Source organism: Streptomyces sp. NPDC037301 (genome assembly GCF_055602785.1).
Genome location: NZ_JBVJWD010000001.1, coordinates 671834 through 687417, shown reverse-complemented (window position 1 = coordinate 687417; position 15584 = coordinate 671834). Strand labels below are relative to the sequence as shown.

Below are 15584 nucleotides of genomic sequence, written 5' to 3'. Positions count from 1 at the left end.
GGCCACGGCTCCGACACACTGCGGCTGGCTGGTGGGGCACCTGTTCGGGGTCTTCGGGCTGCACCGGATCGAGCTGGACACCTGGAGCGGCGACGAACGGGCCGTCCGCGCCTTCACCGAGGCGGGCTTCCGCGAGGAGGGCCGACGCCGGGCCACCGTGCTGGTGGCGGGCAAGCGGTACGACACCGTGCTGTTCGGATTGCTTCGCGAGGAGTGGCCGGGCGCGACGAGTTGATCGCCCACCCGGCCCATGCCCGGTGACCGTCAGGCCGGCAGCCCCAGCTCCCTCGCGATCAGTATCCGCTGCACCTCGCTCGTGCCTTCGCCGATCTCCAGGATCTTGGAGTCGCGCCACATCCTGGCCACCGGGTACTCGTTCATGAAGCCGTAGCCGCCGTGGATCTGGGTCGCCTCGCGGGCGTTGTCCACCGCGACCGTCGACGAGTACAGCTTCGCGATCGCGGCCTCCTTCTTGAAGGGTTCGCCCGCCACCAGGCGCGACGCCGCGTCGCGCCAGCCGATGCGGGCCATGTGGGCCCGCATCTCCATGTCCGCGATCTTGAACTGGATGGCCTGGTTGGCGCCGATCGGCCGGCCGAAGGCCTGGCGCTCCTTGGCGTACTTCACCGACTCGTCCACACAGCCCTGTGCCAGGCCCGTGGACAGCGCGGCGATGGCGATCCGGCCCTCGTCCAGGATGCGCAGGAACTGGGCGTAGCCGCGGCCCTCCTGCCCCAGCAGGTTCTCCAGGGGCACGCGGACGTCGGCGAAGGACAGTTCGCGTGTGTCCGAGGCGTTCCAGCCGACCTTGGAGTACGGGGCGGCGACCGTGAAGCCGGGGGTGCCGGACGGCACGATGATCGAGGAGATGAGCGGGGCGCCGTTCTCCTTGTGGCCGGTCACCGCCGTGACCGTGACCAGTTCCGTGATGTCCGTACCGGAGTTGGTGATGAAGCACTTGGAGCCGTTGATCACCCACTCGCCCGTCGCCTCGTCGCGCACCGCCGTCGTGCGGGTGCCGCCCGCGTCCGAACCGGCGTCCGGCTCGGTCAGGCCGAACGCGCCGAGCGCCTCGCCCGAGCAGAGCTTCGGCAGCCACTGCTGCTTCTGCTCCTGCGTACCGAAGTGGTAGACCGGCATCGCGCCGAGCGAGACCCCGGCCTCCAGCGTGATCGCCACGGACGAGTCGACCCGGGCCAGCTCCTCCAGGGCGATCCCGAGCGCGAGATAGTCGCCGCCCATCCCGCCGTACTCCTCCGGGAACGGCAGCCCGAACAGGCCCATCCGTCCCATCTCGCGCACGATCTCGTACGGGAACTCATGACGCTCGTAGAAGTCGCCGATCTTCGGGGCGACCACATCGTGCGCGAACTCCTCGACGGTGCGACGCAGTTCCTCGTGCTCGGCGGTCAGCCGGTGGTCCAGGGACATGGTGGATGTCACTCCTTGTGGGACTGTGTTTATTGAACCGAGAGCGCGCGGACGGTACGGGACGGGCTGGGTCGGCCCAGTTGTTCGGCGAGCCACACGCTGGTGGCGGTGAGCGCGTCGAGGTCGACCCCGGTTTCGATGCCGAGGCCGTCGAGCATCCACACGAGGTCTTCGGTGGCGAGATTTCCGGTCGCGCTCTTCGCGTACGGGCAGCCGCCGAGGCCGCCCGCGGAGGCGTCCACGGTGGTGACACCGTGCTGGAGCGCGGCGAGGGTGTTGGAGAGGGCCTGGCCGTATGTGTCGTGGAAGTGCACGCCGATGGTGTCGGTGTGCACGCCCTCCTCGTTCAGCTCGGAGAGCAGGTCCTGCACATGGCCGGGCGTGGCGACGCCGATGGTGTCGCCGAGGGAGAGTTCGTCGCAGCCGAGGTCCATCAGTGCCTTGGCCACGCGGACGACCTGGTGGACGGGGACGGGCCCCTCCCACGGGTCGCCGAAGCACATCGACAAATAGCCACGGACATGCACCTTGTCGGCCTTGGCCCGGGCGACGACCGGCTCGAACATGGCGAGCGACTCGTCGACGGTGCGGTTGAGATTGCGGGCGGCGAACGTCTCGGTCGCCGAGCCGAACACGGCGATGCGGCGGGCGCCGAGCGCCAGGGCCCGGTCCAGGCCGCGTTCGTTCGGTACGAGTACCGGCAGGGCGACGCCCTCGATGTCGTCGAGGCGGGGGAACAGGTCTTCCGCGTCGGCCAGTTGGGGCACCCACTTCGGGTGCACGAAGCTGGTCGCCTCGATGCTGGTCAGGCCCGACGCGGCCAGACGGTGGATGAACTCCGCCTTCACCTCGGTCGGTACGACGGCCTTCTCGTTCTGCAGCCCGTCGCGGGCGCCGACCTCGTGGATGCGTACCCGCGGGGGCAGATCCTGGGCGGGCACGGTCATGGGCAGGGTGCGGGGTGTCATGCGTCCTCCCCGGGGACTTCGGTGGGGGTCACCACGGCCAGGATCTGGTCCATGGCGACCGTGGCGCCGGCGGCGACATCCAGCTCGGTCACGATCCCGGCGTGCGGGGCGGAGATGACGTGCTCCATCTTCATCGCCTCGACGACGAGCAGGCTCTGACCGGCCACGACCTCGTCCCCGACCTCCACCTTCACGACGGTGACGGTCCCGGGCATGGGCGCGGCGAGCGTGTCCGCCCCGGTGCGGGCGGCGCCGGCCAGCGACGCCTCCACGGGATCGTGATCCTGTACGTGCCAGGTGTCGCCGTCGCGGCCCAGCCAGGTCCCCTCGGGGGACGCGGCATGGGTGAACGTGTGGGTGACACCGGCGAGTTCGAGCGTGAGGTGATGCGGGGACAGCTCGATCAGCCCGGCCGTCTCCTTGCCGCCGGGCATCGGGGCCAGCGGGCCGCAGGCGCCCGTCGCGGGCTCCGGCGGCTGTGCGCCCTCCCCGACATGGCCGAACGTCAGCTCGGTGCCCGCCGGGCAGGAGCGCAGTGACACCTGTACCGGGTCGTGGCCCGGCAGCCGGAAGTGGCGCACCGTCCGGGCCGGGGTGCCGCCCAGCCGCCAGCCGCTCGCCACGGAGAACGGGTCCACCCAGCCCGAGCCGTCCACGGGGGAGGTGCTCACCGGGGAGGGCTGCCGCAGCAGCGCCGCCGCCGCGTACACCTCCTCCGGCACCCCCTCCGGCACCAGCCCGGCCACCTCGCGCTCGACCAGACCGGTGTCCAGATCACCCGCCACCACCGCCGGGTGGGCGAGCAGCCGGCGCAGGAAGCCCGCGTTCGTCGGGACGCCGAGGATCACCGTGTCCGCGAGCGCCGCACGCAGCCGGCGCAGGGCGGCGGCGCGGTCGGGGCCGTACGCGATGACCTTCGACAGCATCGGGTCGTACAGGCTGCCGACCTCGCCACCCGTGCCGAGCCCGGAGTCCGTCCGTACGCCGTTGCCCTGCGGCTCGTGCAGCGCGAGCACCGTGCCACCGGACGGCAGGAAGCCGCGGAACGGGTCCTCCGCACAGATCCGGGCCTCGATCGCATGGCCGGTGAGCTTTATGTCCTGCTGCTCGTAAGGGAGTTGCTCGCCCGCCGCGACCCTCAGCTGCCACTCCACCAGGTCCAGGCCGGTGATCAGCTCGGTGACCGGGTGTTCGACCTGGAGGCGGGTGTTCATCTCCATGAAGTAGTACGAGGCGGGGTCGTTGCCCGGGACGATGAACTCCACCGTGCCCGCGCCCACATATCCGCAACTGCGGGCCGCCTGGACGGCCGCCTCGCCCATCGCCGCCCGGGTCTCCTCGTCGAGCAGGACGGACGGCGCCTCCTCGATGATCTTCTGGTGGCGGCGCTGGAGCGAGCACTCGCGCTCACCGAGGTGGACCACGTTGCCGTGGGCGTCCGCCAGCACCTGGATCTCGATGTGCCGGGGCCGGTCGATCCACCGCTCCACGAGCAGCGTGTCGTCGCCGAACGAGGCCCGTGCCTCGCGCCGGGCGGCCGCGATCTCGTCCGCGAGCAGGGCCTCGTCGCGTACCAGCCGCATGCCCTTGCCGCCGCCGCCCGCCGAGGGCTTCAGCAGTACGGGCGTACCGATCTCGCGGGCTGCGGTGTCCAGCTGGGCATCGGTGAGCCCGCTCCCGGACGAGCCCGGCACCACCGGGACCCCGGCCGCCGCGACCGTCTCCTTGGCCCGGATCTTGTCGCCCATCAGCGAGATGGCCTGGGCGGGCGGACCGATGAAGGCCAGCCCCGCCTCCGCGCACGCCCGCGCGAAGCCCGCGTTCTCGGCGAGGAATCCGTACCCGGGGTGGACGGCCTGCGCGCCGGTGCGGCGGGCCGCGTCCAGCAGCGCGGGCACGCTCAGATAGCTCATCGAGGCGGGCGCGGGCCCGATCCGTACCGCCGTGTCGGCCTCCCGTACATGCCGGGCCTCCGCGTCCGCGTCGCTGAAGACGGCTACCGAGCGGACGCCGAGCTCGCGCAGCGTGCGGATGACACGTACCGCGATCTCGCCGCGGTTGGCGACAAGAACGGTGTCGAACATCGTCATCTGTTCCTCACATCCGGAAGACGCCGAAGCCGGGTGCTGCGGGGTCCCTTTGGGAAAGTGGAGCGTTGGCGCAAGCGGTCAGAGCGAGCCCCAGCACCTGCCGGGTCTCCATCGGGTCGATCACGCCGTCGTCCCAGAGCCGGGCCGTGGCGTAGTACGCATTGCCCTGGGTCTCGTACTGCTCGCGGATCGGGGCCTTGAAGGCCTCCTCGTCCGCCGCGCTCCAGTCGTCGCCCAGCTGATCGCGCTTGACCGTCGCGAGGACGGATGCGGCCTGCTCACCGCCCATGACGGAGATCTTCGCGTTGGGCCACATCCACAGGAAGCGCGGTGAGTAGGCCCGCCCGCACATCGAGTAGTTGCCCGCCCCGTACGACCCGCCGACCACGACGGTCAGCTTCGGCACACGGGTGCAGGCGACGGCCGTGACCATCTTCGCGCCGTGCTTCGCGATGCCGCCGGCCTCGTAGTCCCGCCCCACCATGAAGCCCGAGATGTTCTGCAGAAAGACCAGCGGGATACCGCGCTGGTCGCACAGCTCGATGAAGTGGGCGCCCTTCTGGGCGGACTCGGAGAACAGGATGCCGTTGTTGGCGACGATCCCGACCGGGTGGCCGTGGATACGGGCGAAGCCGGTGATCAGCGTCGTCCCGTACTCCGCCTTGAACTCGGCGAACCGGGAGGCGTCCACCACCCGGGCGATCACCTCCCGTACGTCGTACGGCGTCCGGGAATCGACCGGGACGGCCCCGTACAGCCCGGCGGGATCGACCTTCGGCTCCTCGACCGGCTGCACCGACCACGGAAGCGCGCCGCGCTCCGGCAGTGTGGCGACGATGTTCCGCACGATCCGCAGTGCGTGCGCGTCGTCCTCGGCGAGATAGTCGGTCACCCCCGACGTACGGGAGTGCACCTCGCCGCCGCCCAGCTCCTCGGCCGTCACGACCTCGCCGGTGGCGGCCTTCACCAGCGGCGGACCGCCCAGGAAGATCGTGCCCTGATTGCGGACGATCACGGCCTCGTCGCTCATCGCGGGGACGTACGCCCCGCCCGCCGTGCACGAGCCCAGCACCGCAGCGATCTGCGGAATCCCGGCCCCCGACATCCGGGCCTGATTGAAGAAGATCCGCCCGAAGTGCTCCCGGTCCGGGAAGACCTCGTCCTGCATCGGCAGGAACGCCCCGCCCGAGTCGACGAGATACAGGCAGGGGAGCCGGTTCTCCAGCGCCACTTCCTGGGCGCGGAGGTGCTTCTTCACGGTCATCGGGTAGTACGTGCCGCCCTTGACGGTCGCGTCATTGGCGACGATCACGCACTCCCGGCCGCTGACCCGGCCGATCCCGGCGATCACCCCGGCCGCCGGGGCGGCGCCCCCGTACAGCCCCTCGGCTGCCAGCGGCGCCAGCTCCAGGAAGGGCGACCCGGGGTCCAGCAATGTGTCCACCCGGTCCCGGGGCAGCAGCTTGCCGCGCGCCACATGCCGGGCGCGGGCCTTCTCACCCCCGCCGAGCCTGGCCGTGGCGAGCCGCTTGCGCAGCTCGTCGGCGAGCGCGTGATGCGCCGCCTCGTTGGCCTGCCAGGCCTCGGAGGCGGGATCGGCCGCGCTCGCCAGCACCGGTGCCTGCTGCATCGTGTCGAGCCCCCTTGCCCGTACCGCAGTGGTTAATGAACGTTAACGTCCGACTTCAGGTTAACGACCGCTAACAGCCTTGTCCAGGCCGCTCTGCCGGTGCTAGCAGTGGTTCCGGCAGGTATCGGTCACGTACGCCCCGCAGAGCGCAGGGCGCGCGGTGGGCCCGGGATAATGACCCGCGTCGCTCCCCGACCCGGAGCGGCACCGGTCGCGGTCCGACGAGGGCCGTGACCGAGCGAGTTGCCTGGCGTGTGTGGGGGCTCCGGTCGTCATGGCCGGGGGCGTGTAACGGCCGACGGCCGATCGGGTGGGGGGAACCAGCAGATGACGCAGCAGTCGCAGTCGGTGCGAGGGGCGGGCCGGGGAACGGCCAGGGGAGTGACGGAGAGGCCGCGCATTCTCGAAGTGGACGCCCTGCGCGGGTTCGCGCTCGCCGGAATCCTGGTCGTGAACGTCCTGACGACGGCCGGGCCCCCGGGTGCCAGGGGCGGGCTCGCGCATGTGCACGCGGCGGACGGGGCCGTGGAATGGCTGGTCGTTCTCCTCGCGCAGTCGAAGTTCTACCTGCTCTTCTCCTTCCTCTTCGGCTACAGCTTCACCCTTCAGATGGACTCGGCCGCCCGTGCCGGGGCACGCTTCGTGCCCCGGATGTCACGGCGGCTGGCCGGACTGTCCGTGCTCGGGCTCGCGCACGCGGTGCTGCTCTACACCGGCGACATCCTCATGATGTACGCCCTGTGCGGACTGGTCCTGTTGGCCGCCCGGAACGCCGGGCCCGCGAAGGCCTGGCGGGCGGCACTCTGGGTGTACGGCGCCGCCGGCGGGTTCCTGCTGCTGGTCGGTCTGGGCGCCGCGCTGTTCGATCCCGGTGACCTGAGCGAATCCGCCGCAGTGAAGGCCGAGCTGACCGCCGCCTACAGGGGCGGCTTCACCGAGGTCGTCGGCGCCAACATCAGGGCACTGCCCGACATCGTGGCAGCCCTTCCGCTGATGGGCGGTTATGTCGTCGCCGCCTTCCTCGTGGGGTTCGTGGCCGGCCGGCGGCAGTGGCTCGGCGCAGCCGCGCTCGCCGACCGGGCGCGGCTGCGCCGCATCTTTCTGACAGGTCTCGCCATCGGGGTCCCTGGGGCGGTCTTCTCCGCGGCCGGGATGGCGGGGCCGCTGCCGGAGCGCTGGGAACTGTTCGGCCTGGCAGTCGGTCTGGCCGCGGCCCCGGCGCTCTCGGCCGCGTACGCCACGGGGCTGCTGCTGTGGTTCACCACGCCGAGCGGCGCCGCGACGGCCCGGGTCCTCGCGCCCGCCGGGCGGATGGCGCTGACCAACTACCTGACCCAGTCCCTCGTCATGGCCCTCGTCTTCTCCGGGTACGGCCTGGGGCTGTACGGACGCACGGGCGCGGCGGCGGCGGTCGGCGGGGCGCTCGTGCTCTACGCCTGCCAGCTCGCGCTCAGTGGGTGGCTGATGCGGCGCCACCGGCTCGGGCCCGTGGAGTGGCTGCTGCGCGCGGTGACGCTGTGGGCGCGGCCCACGAAGGCGGCGGGAGGCCGCTGAACGGGGCATCGCACAGGGCGTTGTGAGCGTGGAGTGCGATGGACGCCGGCTGAACACTCCGCGTCCCTGGTGGTTGCACGTCCGACGCAAGGGGCGACGATGCCGGCGACGATGCCGATCGGATGGTCGCGGCGGGGTGTACACGATGTTCCGCACGGTCCGCGGCGCGTGCGCGTCATCCGCGCGGCGAGACGGTCGGTCACCCCTCGACCCGGTCAATGAGTGTTGACACCCGGCGGCGAAGTTAACGTTCGCTAACAAGGCTGTCTAGAATCGAATCCATGACCACCAGGACGGACGCCCCCACCCGCCGCGAGCAGATCCTCAAGGAGGCTGCCCGCCTCTTTGCCGAGCGCGGCTTCCACGGTGTCGGGGTCGACGAGATAGGTGCCGCCGTCGGTATCAGCGGCCCCGGCCTCTACCGACACTTCCCCGGCAAGGACGCGATGCTCGCCGAGCTGCTGGTCGGTATCAGTGAGCGCCTGCTGGCGGGCGGGCAGCTGCGCGTGTCGGAGGACGCGGCCTGCGAGGACGGTTCCCCGCACGCCCTGCTCGACGCGCTGATCGAGGGCCATATCGACTTCGCCCTCGACGACCGCCCTCTGATCACCCTCCACGACCGCGAGCTGGACCGGCTCCGGGACGCCGACCGCAAGCGGGTGCGACAGCTCCAGCGGCAGTACGTCGAGGTGTGGGTGCAGGTGGTCCGCGAGCTGTATCCGGACCTGCCCGAGCACGAGGCCCGCGCCGCCGTTCATGCCGTCTTCGGACTCCTGAACTCGACCCCGCATCTGGGCCGCCCGGACGCGCAGCCGGACCGCGCGGACACGGCGGCTCTGCTGCACCGGCTGGCGCGCGGGGCGTTCGAGGCGGCAGCCCGCGCGTAGGGCTTGGGCATGGGCACCGTCGGTGAGACGGTGCGATGTCCGCCGGGCCTTTGAACATATGAATTGATACGAGAGGGAAGAAGCGGTCCCTCAAATTCCCATCCCTTTTTCGAGTGAGCTCCGCCGGTCGGAGTGTCGCGGTGACCCACAGGCATATGGTTTGAGCTGTCTCGCCCACGCCTGATGGGAAATTAAATGAAAAAATGTCAGGTCTCGATCGTTGTCCCCTGCTTCAATGAGGACGAGGTGATCGAGGCATTTCACCGTGCATTGATCTCCGCCCTCGAACCGACTCGGCGGACCTTCGAGATCTGTTATGTCGACGACGGCAGCAGTGACCGGACCAGGGCCCGGATCGGCTCGCTCGCCACCGCGGACCGGCGGGTCCGCTACACCTCCTTCAGTCGCAATTTCGGCAAGGAGGCCGCCATGCTCGCGGGGCTGCGCATGTCCCGTGGCGAAGCCGTCGTGCTCATGGACGCCGACCTCCAGCATCCGCCCGAACTTCTCCCCCGCATGCTGCAGTTGCGGCAGCGCGGGTACGACCAGGTCGTCGCGAGGCGGGACCGGACGGGTGAAGGCGCCCTGCGTACCTTTCTCAGCGTCGCCTACTACCGGGCCATGGGCCGGTGCATGGACGTCGAGGTCGTCGACGGCGAGGGCGACTTCAGGCTGCTGTCACGCACCGCCGTGGACGCCGTACTCGCGCTGCCCGAGACCAACCGGTTCTCCAAGGGGATCTTCTCCTGGGTCGGCTTCGACACCGTCAGCTTCACCTACCGGAACATCCAGCGTGCGGCCGGGAGTTCGAAGTGGGGCAGCAGGCGTCTGCTCAACTACGGGATCGACGGACTGATCTCCTTCAACAGCCGTCCACTGCGCCTGGCGATCCACGCCGGCCTCGCCCTCGCGCTGGCGGCGCTGGGATACGCCCTGTGGATCATCACCGACGTCGTTCTGCACGGTGTCGCCGTACCCGGCTACACCACACTGCTGACCGCCGTCGTGGCGCTCGGCGGCATCCAGCTCGCCACGCTCGGCATCATCGGTGAATACGTGGGACGCATCTACAGCGAGTCGAAACGCCGTCCGCATTACGTGGTGCGCGAAACGAATGAATCCTCGAATGTTCTCCCGGTCGATATTCCAGCCGATAAGCCGGACGGGGCCCATACCGCTTCGCCCGTGGTCGAGACACCGATGGCGGGGCACGCCGGGGCGACCGCACTCGGTGCCGCCAGATCGCGCACCGTACGCCAGTTCGTCATTTTCGCGATGCTCGGAATCGTCAATACGGCGGTGTATCTGGCGGTGTACGCCTCGCTGAACACCTGGATCCCCTATCTGGTCGCGCATGTCCTCGGATATGCGGTCAGCATCGTGGGATCGTTCCTGCTCAACTCGTACATCACCTGCCGTACGAAGCCGACCTGGCGCGCCTTCGTCCGGTATCCGCTGTCGAGTGTCGTCAATCTCGTGCTCACCGGTGCTCTGCTCTACCTCGGCGTGAGCAGGCTGGGCATGGAAAAGAACATCGCCGCCGTGGCCGCGGGAATCCTCGCCACCCCCTTCTCGTTCCTGCTTGCCCGCTGGGCCATCGACTCGGGCGCCGCGCTGGCCCGGCAACGCGCCGGCCTGGCCGAGAGCCGTGCAGGACACACCACACCTTGACCCCACACCACCTGAACCACTCGGCGCGCAAGACGCGAGCAACGTACGAAGGGCACCAGTGCACATGACCGCGGACACGTCGAAAACCGCCGGCACACAGTCGGAGAGCGAGGAGTCCCCCCAGCCGGAGGCCCGCCCGGGCCCCGCACGGCGGTGGGCGGCGATCTGGACGGCGGCCCTCACTCTGCTGCCGCTCGCCCTGCTCGGCGCGGCCTTCTGGATCGGCCGCCTGGTCCGCCCGGGAGGGGACGACTGGTGCTTCCTCCCGGTCGTGCGCGACGAGGGCGCCTCCGGAATGATCGCGAAGTTCTTCTTCCACGACAACGGACGCGTGGCCAACGCGCTGCTGGTCGTCGCGTATGCGTCCTTCGGCGTCGCGGGCCAACGCTGGTTCGCTCTCGTCAGCGGGGTAGTCATGCTGGGCATCCTCTGGCTGCTGACCGCCTCGGCGCTCAAGAGGGCCGGACTGACCGGGCCGCGCGGGCTCGCGCTGCTGGTGGCGGCGATGATGGCGGCGGTCTTCTTTCTCGCGACGTCCAACACGTACAAGACGTTCTACTGGCCCGCCTCCTCCGTGTCGCACACAGTCGCACCGGTACTGGCCTGCGCCGCCGTGATTCCCCTGCTGCGCGCACGGACCCGCCGGGGACGCGACTTCGCGGTGGGCATCGCATTCGTGGCCGGAGCCTTCATCGGCACGCTGTCGGAGGAGACGGCGGTCGTCGCGTTCGTCGCGCTCGCCGCCGCGCTGCTGATCAGCTTCTGGGCCCTTCCCGGGGCCGGCCGGACCCATGCGCGCATCTGGTGCGCGTTCGCCTTCGCCGGGGTCGCGGTGGGATCGGCCATCCTGTACATGTCGCCCGGCGCACGCGCCCGGCGTGAACGGTTCGGCGCCGACAGCGCCTCCACGTTCGGCCCGGAGTCACTGACCACGGCACTGCGGGCGTTCGAGCACATCCTGGGGGTGATCTTCACGACCTGGCAGTACCTGGGAGCGGTCGCCGTCGGCGTACTGCTGGGCCTGCTGGTACGCGGTGGCGAGCAGGGAACGGGCGGGCCGGACGGGTCCCTGCGGCGCAGGCCCCTCCGCGCGGTCCTCGTCGGATCTCTCGCCTTCCTGGTCTCCGGATACCTCTGCACCGTCATCGCCTACCCGGCCTTCGGGGCGAGCGTGATGTACGCGCCGCGTATCTGGGGCGATTTCCTCCTGCTGTTCGTGATGCTCCTGGTCAGTGTCGGCGCCCTGCTGGGACGGGCGTTGCGCGCCCGCAGGTGGGGGATCCGTGCGGCGACGGCGGCGGCCGCCGGTGTCGTATGCGCCCTGGCCTGTGTCGGCCTCGCCGTCCCGCTGCTCCAGTTGGGGCAGCAGATGGACGTGCGCGCCCAGCGCTGGGACCGCCAGGACCGCTCACTGAGGACCCAGGCGGCGCGCGGTGCCCAAGTGCTCCCGTACACACCGGTATCGGTCAGCGGGATGGGGGAACCGTTCGGCAATCACGGCAAGAAGCTGTGGCCGGGGCAGTGCGTCGCCCAGTACTACCATCTCAAGAAGATCACGTACTCGACCCGGCTTCCCTGAGGCGCCGGCGGGCCGGTCCGTGCGTTTCGCCCAGCGGCCGGCCCGTCCGTCGTGCAAGACACCCGACACACTGTGCACACCTGACGGCACAATGGGTTCATGCCGATACCCAGCCGTGCCGCCCTCGTCGAACACCTCGTCCGTACGCGCATCGCCGGAGACGTCGCCACACCCCGCGACAACAACCTCTCCCACTACCGCAAGCTCGCCAACGGCGACCGCCACTACTGGCTGGGCCTGGAGCTCGGGGACCGGTGGCGCGACGAGCAGGACGTGCTGGCCGTGATGGCCGAGCGCTGCGGGGTCAGCGACGACCCGGAGCACCGGTTCGGGCAGGACACCATCGACCCGGAGCTGACGGTCGACGCCCTGGAGCGGATGGCGGCGCGGCTGCGGAAGGCGGCGGCGGGGGCGGAGCGGGTGCTGTTCGCGACCGGGCATCCTGGCGGGCTTCTCGATGTGCACCGGCAGACTGCTCAGGCGCTGCGGGCGGCCGGATGCGAGATCGTACGGATTCCCTCGGGGCTGGTGGCCGACGAGGGCATGGTGTTCCAGTTCGCGGACGTCGCGGTGCAGGAGCGCGGCGCGACGCTCTGGCACACGCACTCGCCCGCCCCGATGGCCGCGATCCTGGACGGCCTGGAGCGGGAGGGCCGGCCGCTGCCGGACCTGGTGGTCGCCGACCACGGGTGGGCGGGGTGCGCGGCGCAGCGGGGGCTGGACGCGGTGGGGTACGCGGACTGCAACGACCCGGCACTGTTCCTCGGCGAGGCGGAGGGGACGCTCCAGGTGGCCGTACCGCTGGACGACCATGTGCTGGACCCGCGTTTCTACGACCCGCTGACGGACTATCTGCTGGACGCGGCGGGGCTGATCTGAGGCCGACTCGTCCGAGGCCGATCGATCTGGCGCCGATTGATCCGGCCCCCGGTGCTCATCCGCCGGGCGGGTGCGGACCGGCTGCCCGGCGCTGCCGGCAGACCGTGGCCTGTTCAGTCCCGGGGGACGCGGACCACGCCCTCCTGGATGACCGTGATCGCCAGCCGGCCGTCCTGCGTGTAGATACGGGCCTGACCGAGCCCGCGCCCACCGGACGCGGACGGCGACTCCTGGTCGTACAGCAGCCATTCGTCGGCCCGGAAGGGACGGTGGAACCACATCGCGTGGTCCAGGCTCGCGCCGACCACGTCGCCGACCGCCCAGCCGCCGCGCCCATGGGCGAGGAGGACCGAGTCGAGCAACGTCATGTCGGAGACGTACGTCGCCATGCAGACATGCAGCAGCGGGTCGTCCGCGAGCTTGCCGTTGGTGCGGAACCACACCTGGGAGCGGGGCTCGCGCGGCTCGCCGACCGTGCCGAAGGGCGGCGCGTCCACGTAGCGCAGGTCGACGGCGGCCCGCGCCTCGATCAGCCGGTCCACGACACCCGGATCGCTGAAGCGGTCCGCGTACCGGGGCAGCATCTGCGCAGCCGTGGGCAGCGTCTCCGGGTCCGGGGCCGGCGGCATGTCCGCCTGGTGCTCCAGGCCCTCCTCGTGCGTCTGGAAGGACGCCGAGAGATGGAAGATCGGCTGGCCGTGCTGGACGGCGACGACCCGACGGGTGGTGAAGGAACGGCCGTCCCGGATGCGGTCGACGCTGTAGACGATCGGCGCGCCGGGGTCGCCCATCCGCAGGAAGTAGGAGTGCAGGGAGTGGGCGGTCCGGTCGGCGGGGACGGTGCGGCCTGCGGCGACCAGGGCCTGGGCCGCGACCTGGCCGCCGAAGACGCGGGGCACGACCGCCGAACGGCTCCTGCCCCGGAAGATGTCCCGCTCGATCTGCTCCAGGTCGAGCAGATCGAGCAGGGAGTCAAGTGCTGAGCTCATGGAGAGAACGTAACCGCTCTTACAGGCCCATGGACTTGGCGATGATCGACTTCATGACCTCGCTGGTGCCGCCGTAGATGCGGTTGACCCGGTTGTCCGCGTACAGGCGGGCGATCGGGTACTCGTTCATGTAGCCGTAGCCGCCGTGCAGCTGGAGGCAGCGGTCGATGACGCGGTGCGCGACCTCGGTGCAGAAGAGCTTCGCGGAGGCGGCCTCGGCGGCGGTCAGCTCACCGGCGTCGTGGGCCTCGATGGCGCGGTCGCAGACGGCCTCGGCGGCGTCCACCTCGGCCTGGCAGGCGGCCAGCTCGAACTTGGTGTTCTGGAAGGACGCGACGGTCTTGCCGAAGACGGTGCGCTCCGAGACGTAACTCTGGGCGAACCGGACGGCGGCCTTGGCCTGGGCGTACGCGCCGACGGCGATGCCGAGGCGCTCCTGCGGCAGGTTCTGGCCGAGGTAGGAGAAGCCCTTGTTCTCCTCGCCGAGAAGGTCCTCGACCGGCACCTTGACGTCGACGAACGCCAGCTCTGCGGTGTCGGAGGTGCGCAGGCCCAGCTTGTCGAGCTTGCGGCCGACCGAGTAGCCCTCGGCCTTGGTGTCGACGACGAGGAGGGAGATGCCGAAGCGGCGGTCGTCCGCCTTCGGGGCGGCGGTCCGGGCGCAGACGATGACCCGGTCGGCGTGGACGCCACCGGTGATGAACGTCTTGGCGCCGTTGAGGATGTAGTGCGTGCCGTCCTCGGAGAGCTTGGCGGTGGTCTTCATACCGGCCAGGTCGGAACCGGTGCCCGGCTCGGTCATGGCGATGGCGTACATCGTCTTGCCGGTGACGAAGTCCGGCAGCCAGCGCTTCTTCTGCTCCTCGGTGGCGTACGCCTTGATGTACGGCAGGCAGAGCAGGACGTGCACACCGGAGCCACCGAAGTTGACGGCCGCGCGGGCGCACTCCTCGGAGATGATCGCCTCGAACTTGAAGGACTCGACCCCGGCGCCGCCGAACTCCTCCGGCACCTCGATGCCGAATATGCCCAGCTCCGCGAGCTTGTAGTAGAAGTCGCGGGGCACCTGGCCGGCCGCGAACCACTCGTCGTAGACGGGGGCGACCTCGGCCTCGATGAAGGCGCGGATGGTCTCCCGGAACGCCTCGTGGTCCTCGTTGAATACCGTACGGCGCACGGGGTGCCTCCTTGGTCAGCTTCGGGCGGGATTCGGCCGGACTGGCTAAGCGCTTGCTCAGTCCTGGTCAAAAGTTACCCGGCAGTCACCGAAGCTGTCCAGGGTGATGCTGAGCACGCCCGCGCGGAGCGTCCGGCAGTGGACGCGCAAGAGCCCTTCCCGGCCACCGGCCGGGAAGGGCTCTTGCGCTGTCTCCGTTCCCTACTGCGGCTTGAAGGAGCGGATCTGGTAGCTCCCCTGGAGGTTGCCGCCGCTTCCGGCAGGGGTTGATCCCACCCGGGCGTTGTAGTTGGTCTGCGTGTAGTACTGAACGCGGTGCCCGGTCGCGTTCCAGACAGAGCGCACGTTCTGGCCCCGCTGGATGAAGGAGCAGTCGTCGGCGGTATTCGCCCGCTTCTTGTCCGACCACTGGCAGCGGGTGCCACCTCCGTTCCAGTCGCTGTAGATGCAGAAGTAGCCGGGGCTGCAGCTGTAGGAAGCCCTGGCGCTCTCGACGGCGGCGTTCTGGGCGGTGGCGGTTTCGACGGCGGCGTTCTCGGCTGCTGTGGCTGCGACGGGTCCGGCGCCGAGCCCCAGGGTCAAGGCGATCGAGGTGACGGCGAGCGCGGTGATGCGGTTCATGGCGAAGTCCCTTCATTCCCATGTGTGATGAAGCGGGCACTCTTGGTGATCACCACCGTGTCACGGCTGTTGCCGCAGAAGCCAGGGCGGAGGGAGGGGCGCCCGAAG

13 protein-coding genes are annotated in these 15584 nt (G+C 70.1%); 6 read left to right on the top strand and 7 right to left on the bottom strand.

Annotation, left to right across the window (positions count from 1 at the left end):
• The first annotated feature begins 31 nt into the window (after nucleotides 1-31).
• A complete protein-coding gene (locus ACZ7IB_RS03210; protein ID WP_470908770.1) occupies nucleotides 32-235 on the top strand; it encodes a GNAT family N-acetyltransferase in 204 nt (67 codons plus the stop codon).
• A gap of 29 nt (nucleotides 236-264) precedes the next feature.
• Here ACZ7IB_RS03210 and ACZ7IB_RS03205 read toward each other — a convergent pair whose 3' ends face one another.
• Genes ACZ7IB_RS03205 through ACZ7IB_RS03190 form a run of 4 tightly spaced genes read right to left on the bottom strand, consistent with a single transcriptional unit; the run spans nucleotide 265 to nucleotide 6119 of the window.
• A complete protein-coding gene (locus ACZ7IB_RS03205; protein WP_470908700.1) occupies nucleotides 265-1431 on the bottom strand; it encodes an acyl-CoA dehydrogenase family protein in 1167 nt (388 codons plus the stop codon).
• A gap of 29 nt (nucleotides 1432-1460) precedes the next feature.
• The gene (locus ACZ7IB_RS03200) at nucleotides 1461-2399 is read right to left on the bottom strand and encodes a hydroxymethylglutaryl-CoA lyase (protein WP_470908699.1); all 939 of its coding nucleotides are present in this window, start codon (nucleotides 2397-2399) and stop codon (nucleotides 1461-1463) included.
• A complete protein-coding gene (locus ACZ7IB_RS03195; protein WP_470908767.1) occupies nucleotides 2396-4483 on the bottom strand; it encodes an acetyl/propionyl/methylcrotonyl-CoA carboxylase subunit alpha in 2088 nt (695 codons plus the stop codon). The genes ACZ7IB_RS03200 and ACZ7IB_RS03195 overlap by 4 nt, the downstream gene beginning before the upstream one ends.
• Before the next feature lie 13 nt (nucleotides 4484-4496).
• Nucleotides 4497-6119 (bottom strand): carboxyl transferase domain-containing protein, encoded by a 1623-nt coding sequence (locus ACZ7IB_RS03190; protein WP_470908697.1) that lies wholly within the window; start codon nucleotides 6117-6119, stop codon nucleotides 4497-4499.
• A gap of 327 nt (nucleotides 6120-6446) precedes the next feature.
• Here ACZ7IB_RS03190 and ACZ7IB_RS03185 point away from each other — a divergent pair, with 327 nt between their 5' ends.
• From ACZ7IB_RS03185 to ACZ7IB_RS03165, 5 genes are all read left to right on the top strand, one after another.
• Nucleotides 6447-7673, top strand: a complete 1227-nt coding sequence (locus ACZ7IB_RS03185) for a DUF418 domain-containing protein (protein ID WP_470908695.1) — start codon at nucleotides 6447-6449, stop codon at nucleotides 7671-7673.
• A gap of 281 nt (nucleotides 7674-7954) precedes the next feature.
• On the top strand, nucleotides 7955-8560 hold the full coding sequence (locus tag ACZ7IB_RS03180) for an SACE_7040 family transcriptional regulator (RefSeq protein WP_093900401.1): 606 nt from the start codon (nucleotides 7955-7957) through the stop codon (nucleotides 8558-8560).
• Nucleotides 8561-8755: 195 nt separating this feature from the next.
• Nucleotides 8756-10231 carry a glycosyltransferase gene (locus tag ACZ7IB_RS03175; RefSeq protein ID WP_470908694.1) on the top strand — a complete coding sequence of 492 codons (1476 nt, stop codon included), beginning with the start codon at nucleotides 8756-8758 and terminating at the stop codon, nucleotides 10229-10231.
• A 64-nt stretch (nucleotides 10232-10295) separates the two neighbouring features.
• Nucleotides 10296-11810: a DUF6056 family protein gene (locus ACZ7IB_RS03170; RefSeq protein WP_470908692.1), complete on the top strand. Its 1515-nt coding sequence runs from the start codon at nucleotides 10296-10298 to the stop codon at nucleotides 11808-11810.
• 99 nt (nucleotides 11811-11909) lie between these two features.
• The gene (locus ACZ7IB_RS03165; RefSeq protein WP_327275113.1) at nucleotides 11910-12689 is read left to right on the top strand and encodes a phosphatase; all 780 of its coding nucleotides are present in this window, start codon (nucleotides 11910-11912) and stop codon (nucleotides 12687-12689) included.
• Between the two features lie 113 nt (nucleotides 12690-12802).
• On the opposite strand, the gene tesB is transcribed toward ACZ7IB_RS03165, so the two are convergent.
• The 3 genes from tesB to ACZ7IB_RS03150 form a co-directional block, all read right to left on the bottom strand.
• Nucleotides 12803-13678, bottom strand: coding sequence for an acyl-CoA thioesterase II (tesB, locus tag ACZ7IB_RS03160; protein ID WP_351253981.1), 876 nt, complete (start codon nucleotides 13676-13678; stop codon nucleotides 12803-12805).
• A 19-nt stretch (nucleotides 13679-13697) separates the two neighbouring features.
• A complete protein-coding gene (locus tag ACZ7IB_RS03155; protein ID WP_470908690.1) occupies nucleotides 13698-14855 on the bottom strand; it encodes an acyl-CoA dehydrogenase family protein in 1158 nt (385 codons plus the stop codon).
• Nucleotides 14856-15056: 201 nt separating this feature from the next.
• Entirely contained in the window at nucleotides 15057-15476 is a 420-nt protein-coding gene (locus ACZ7IB_RS03150; protein WP_470908688.1) for a peptidase inhibitor family I36 protein, read from the bottom strand.
• Nucleotides 15477-15584 lie beyond the last annotated feature (108 nt).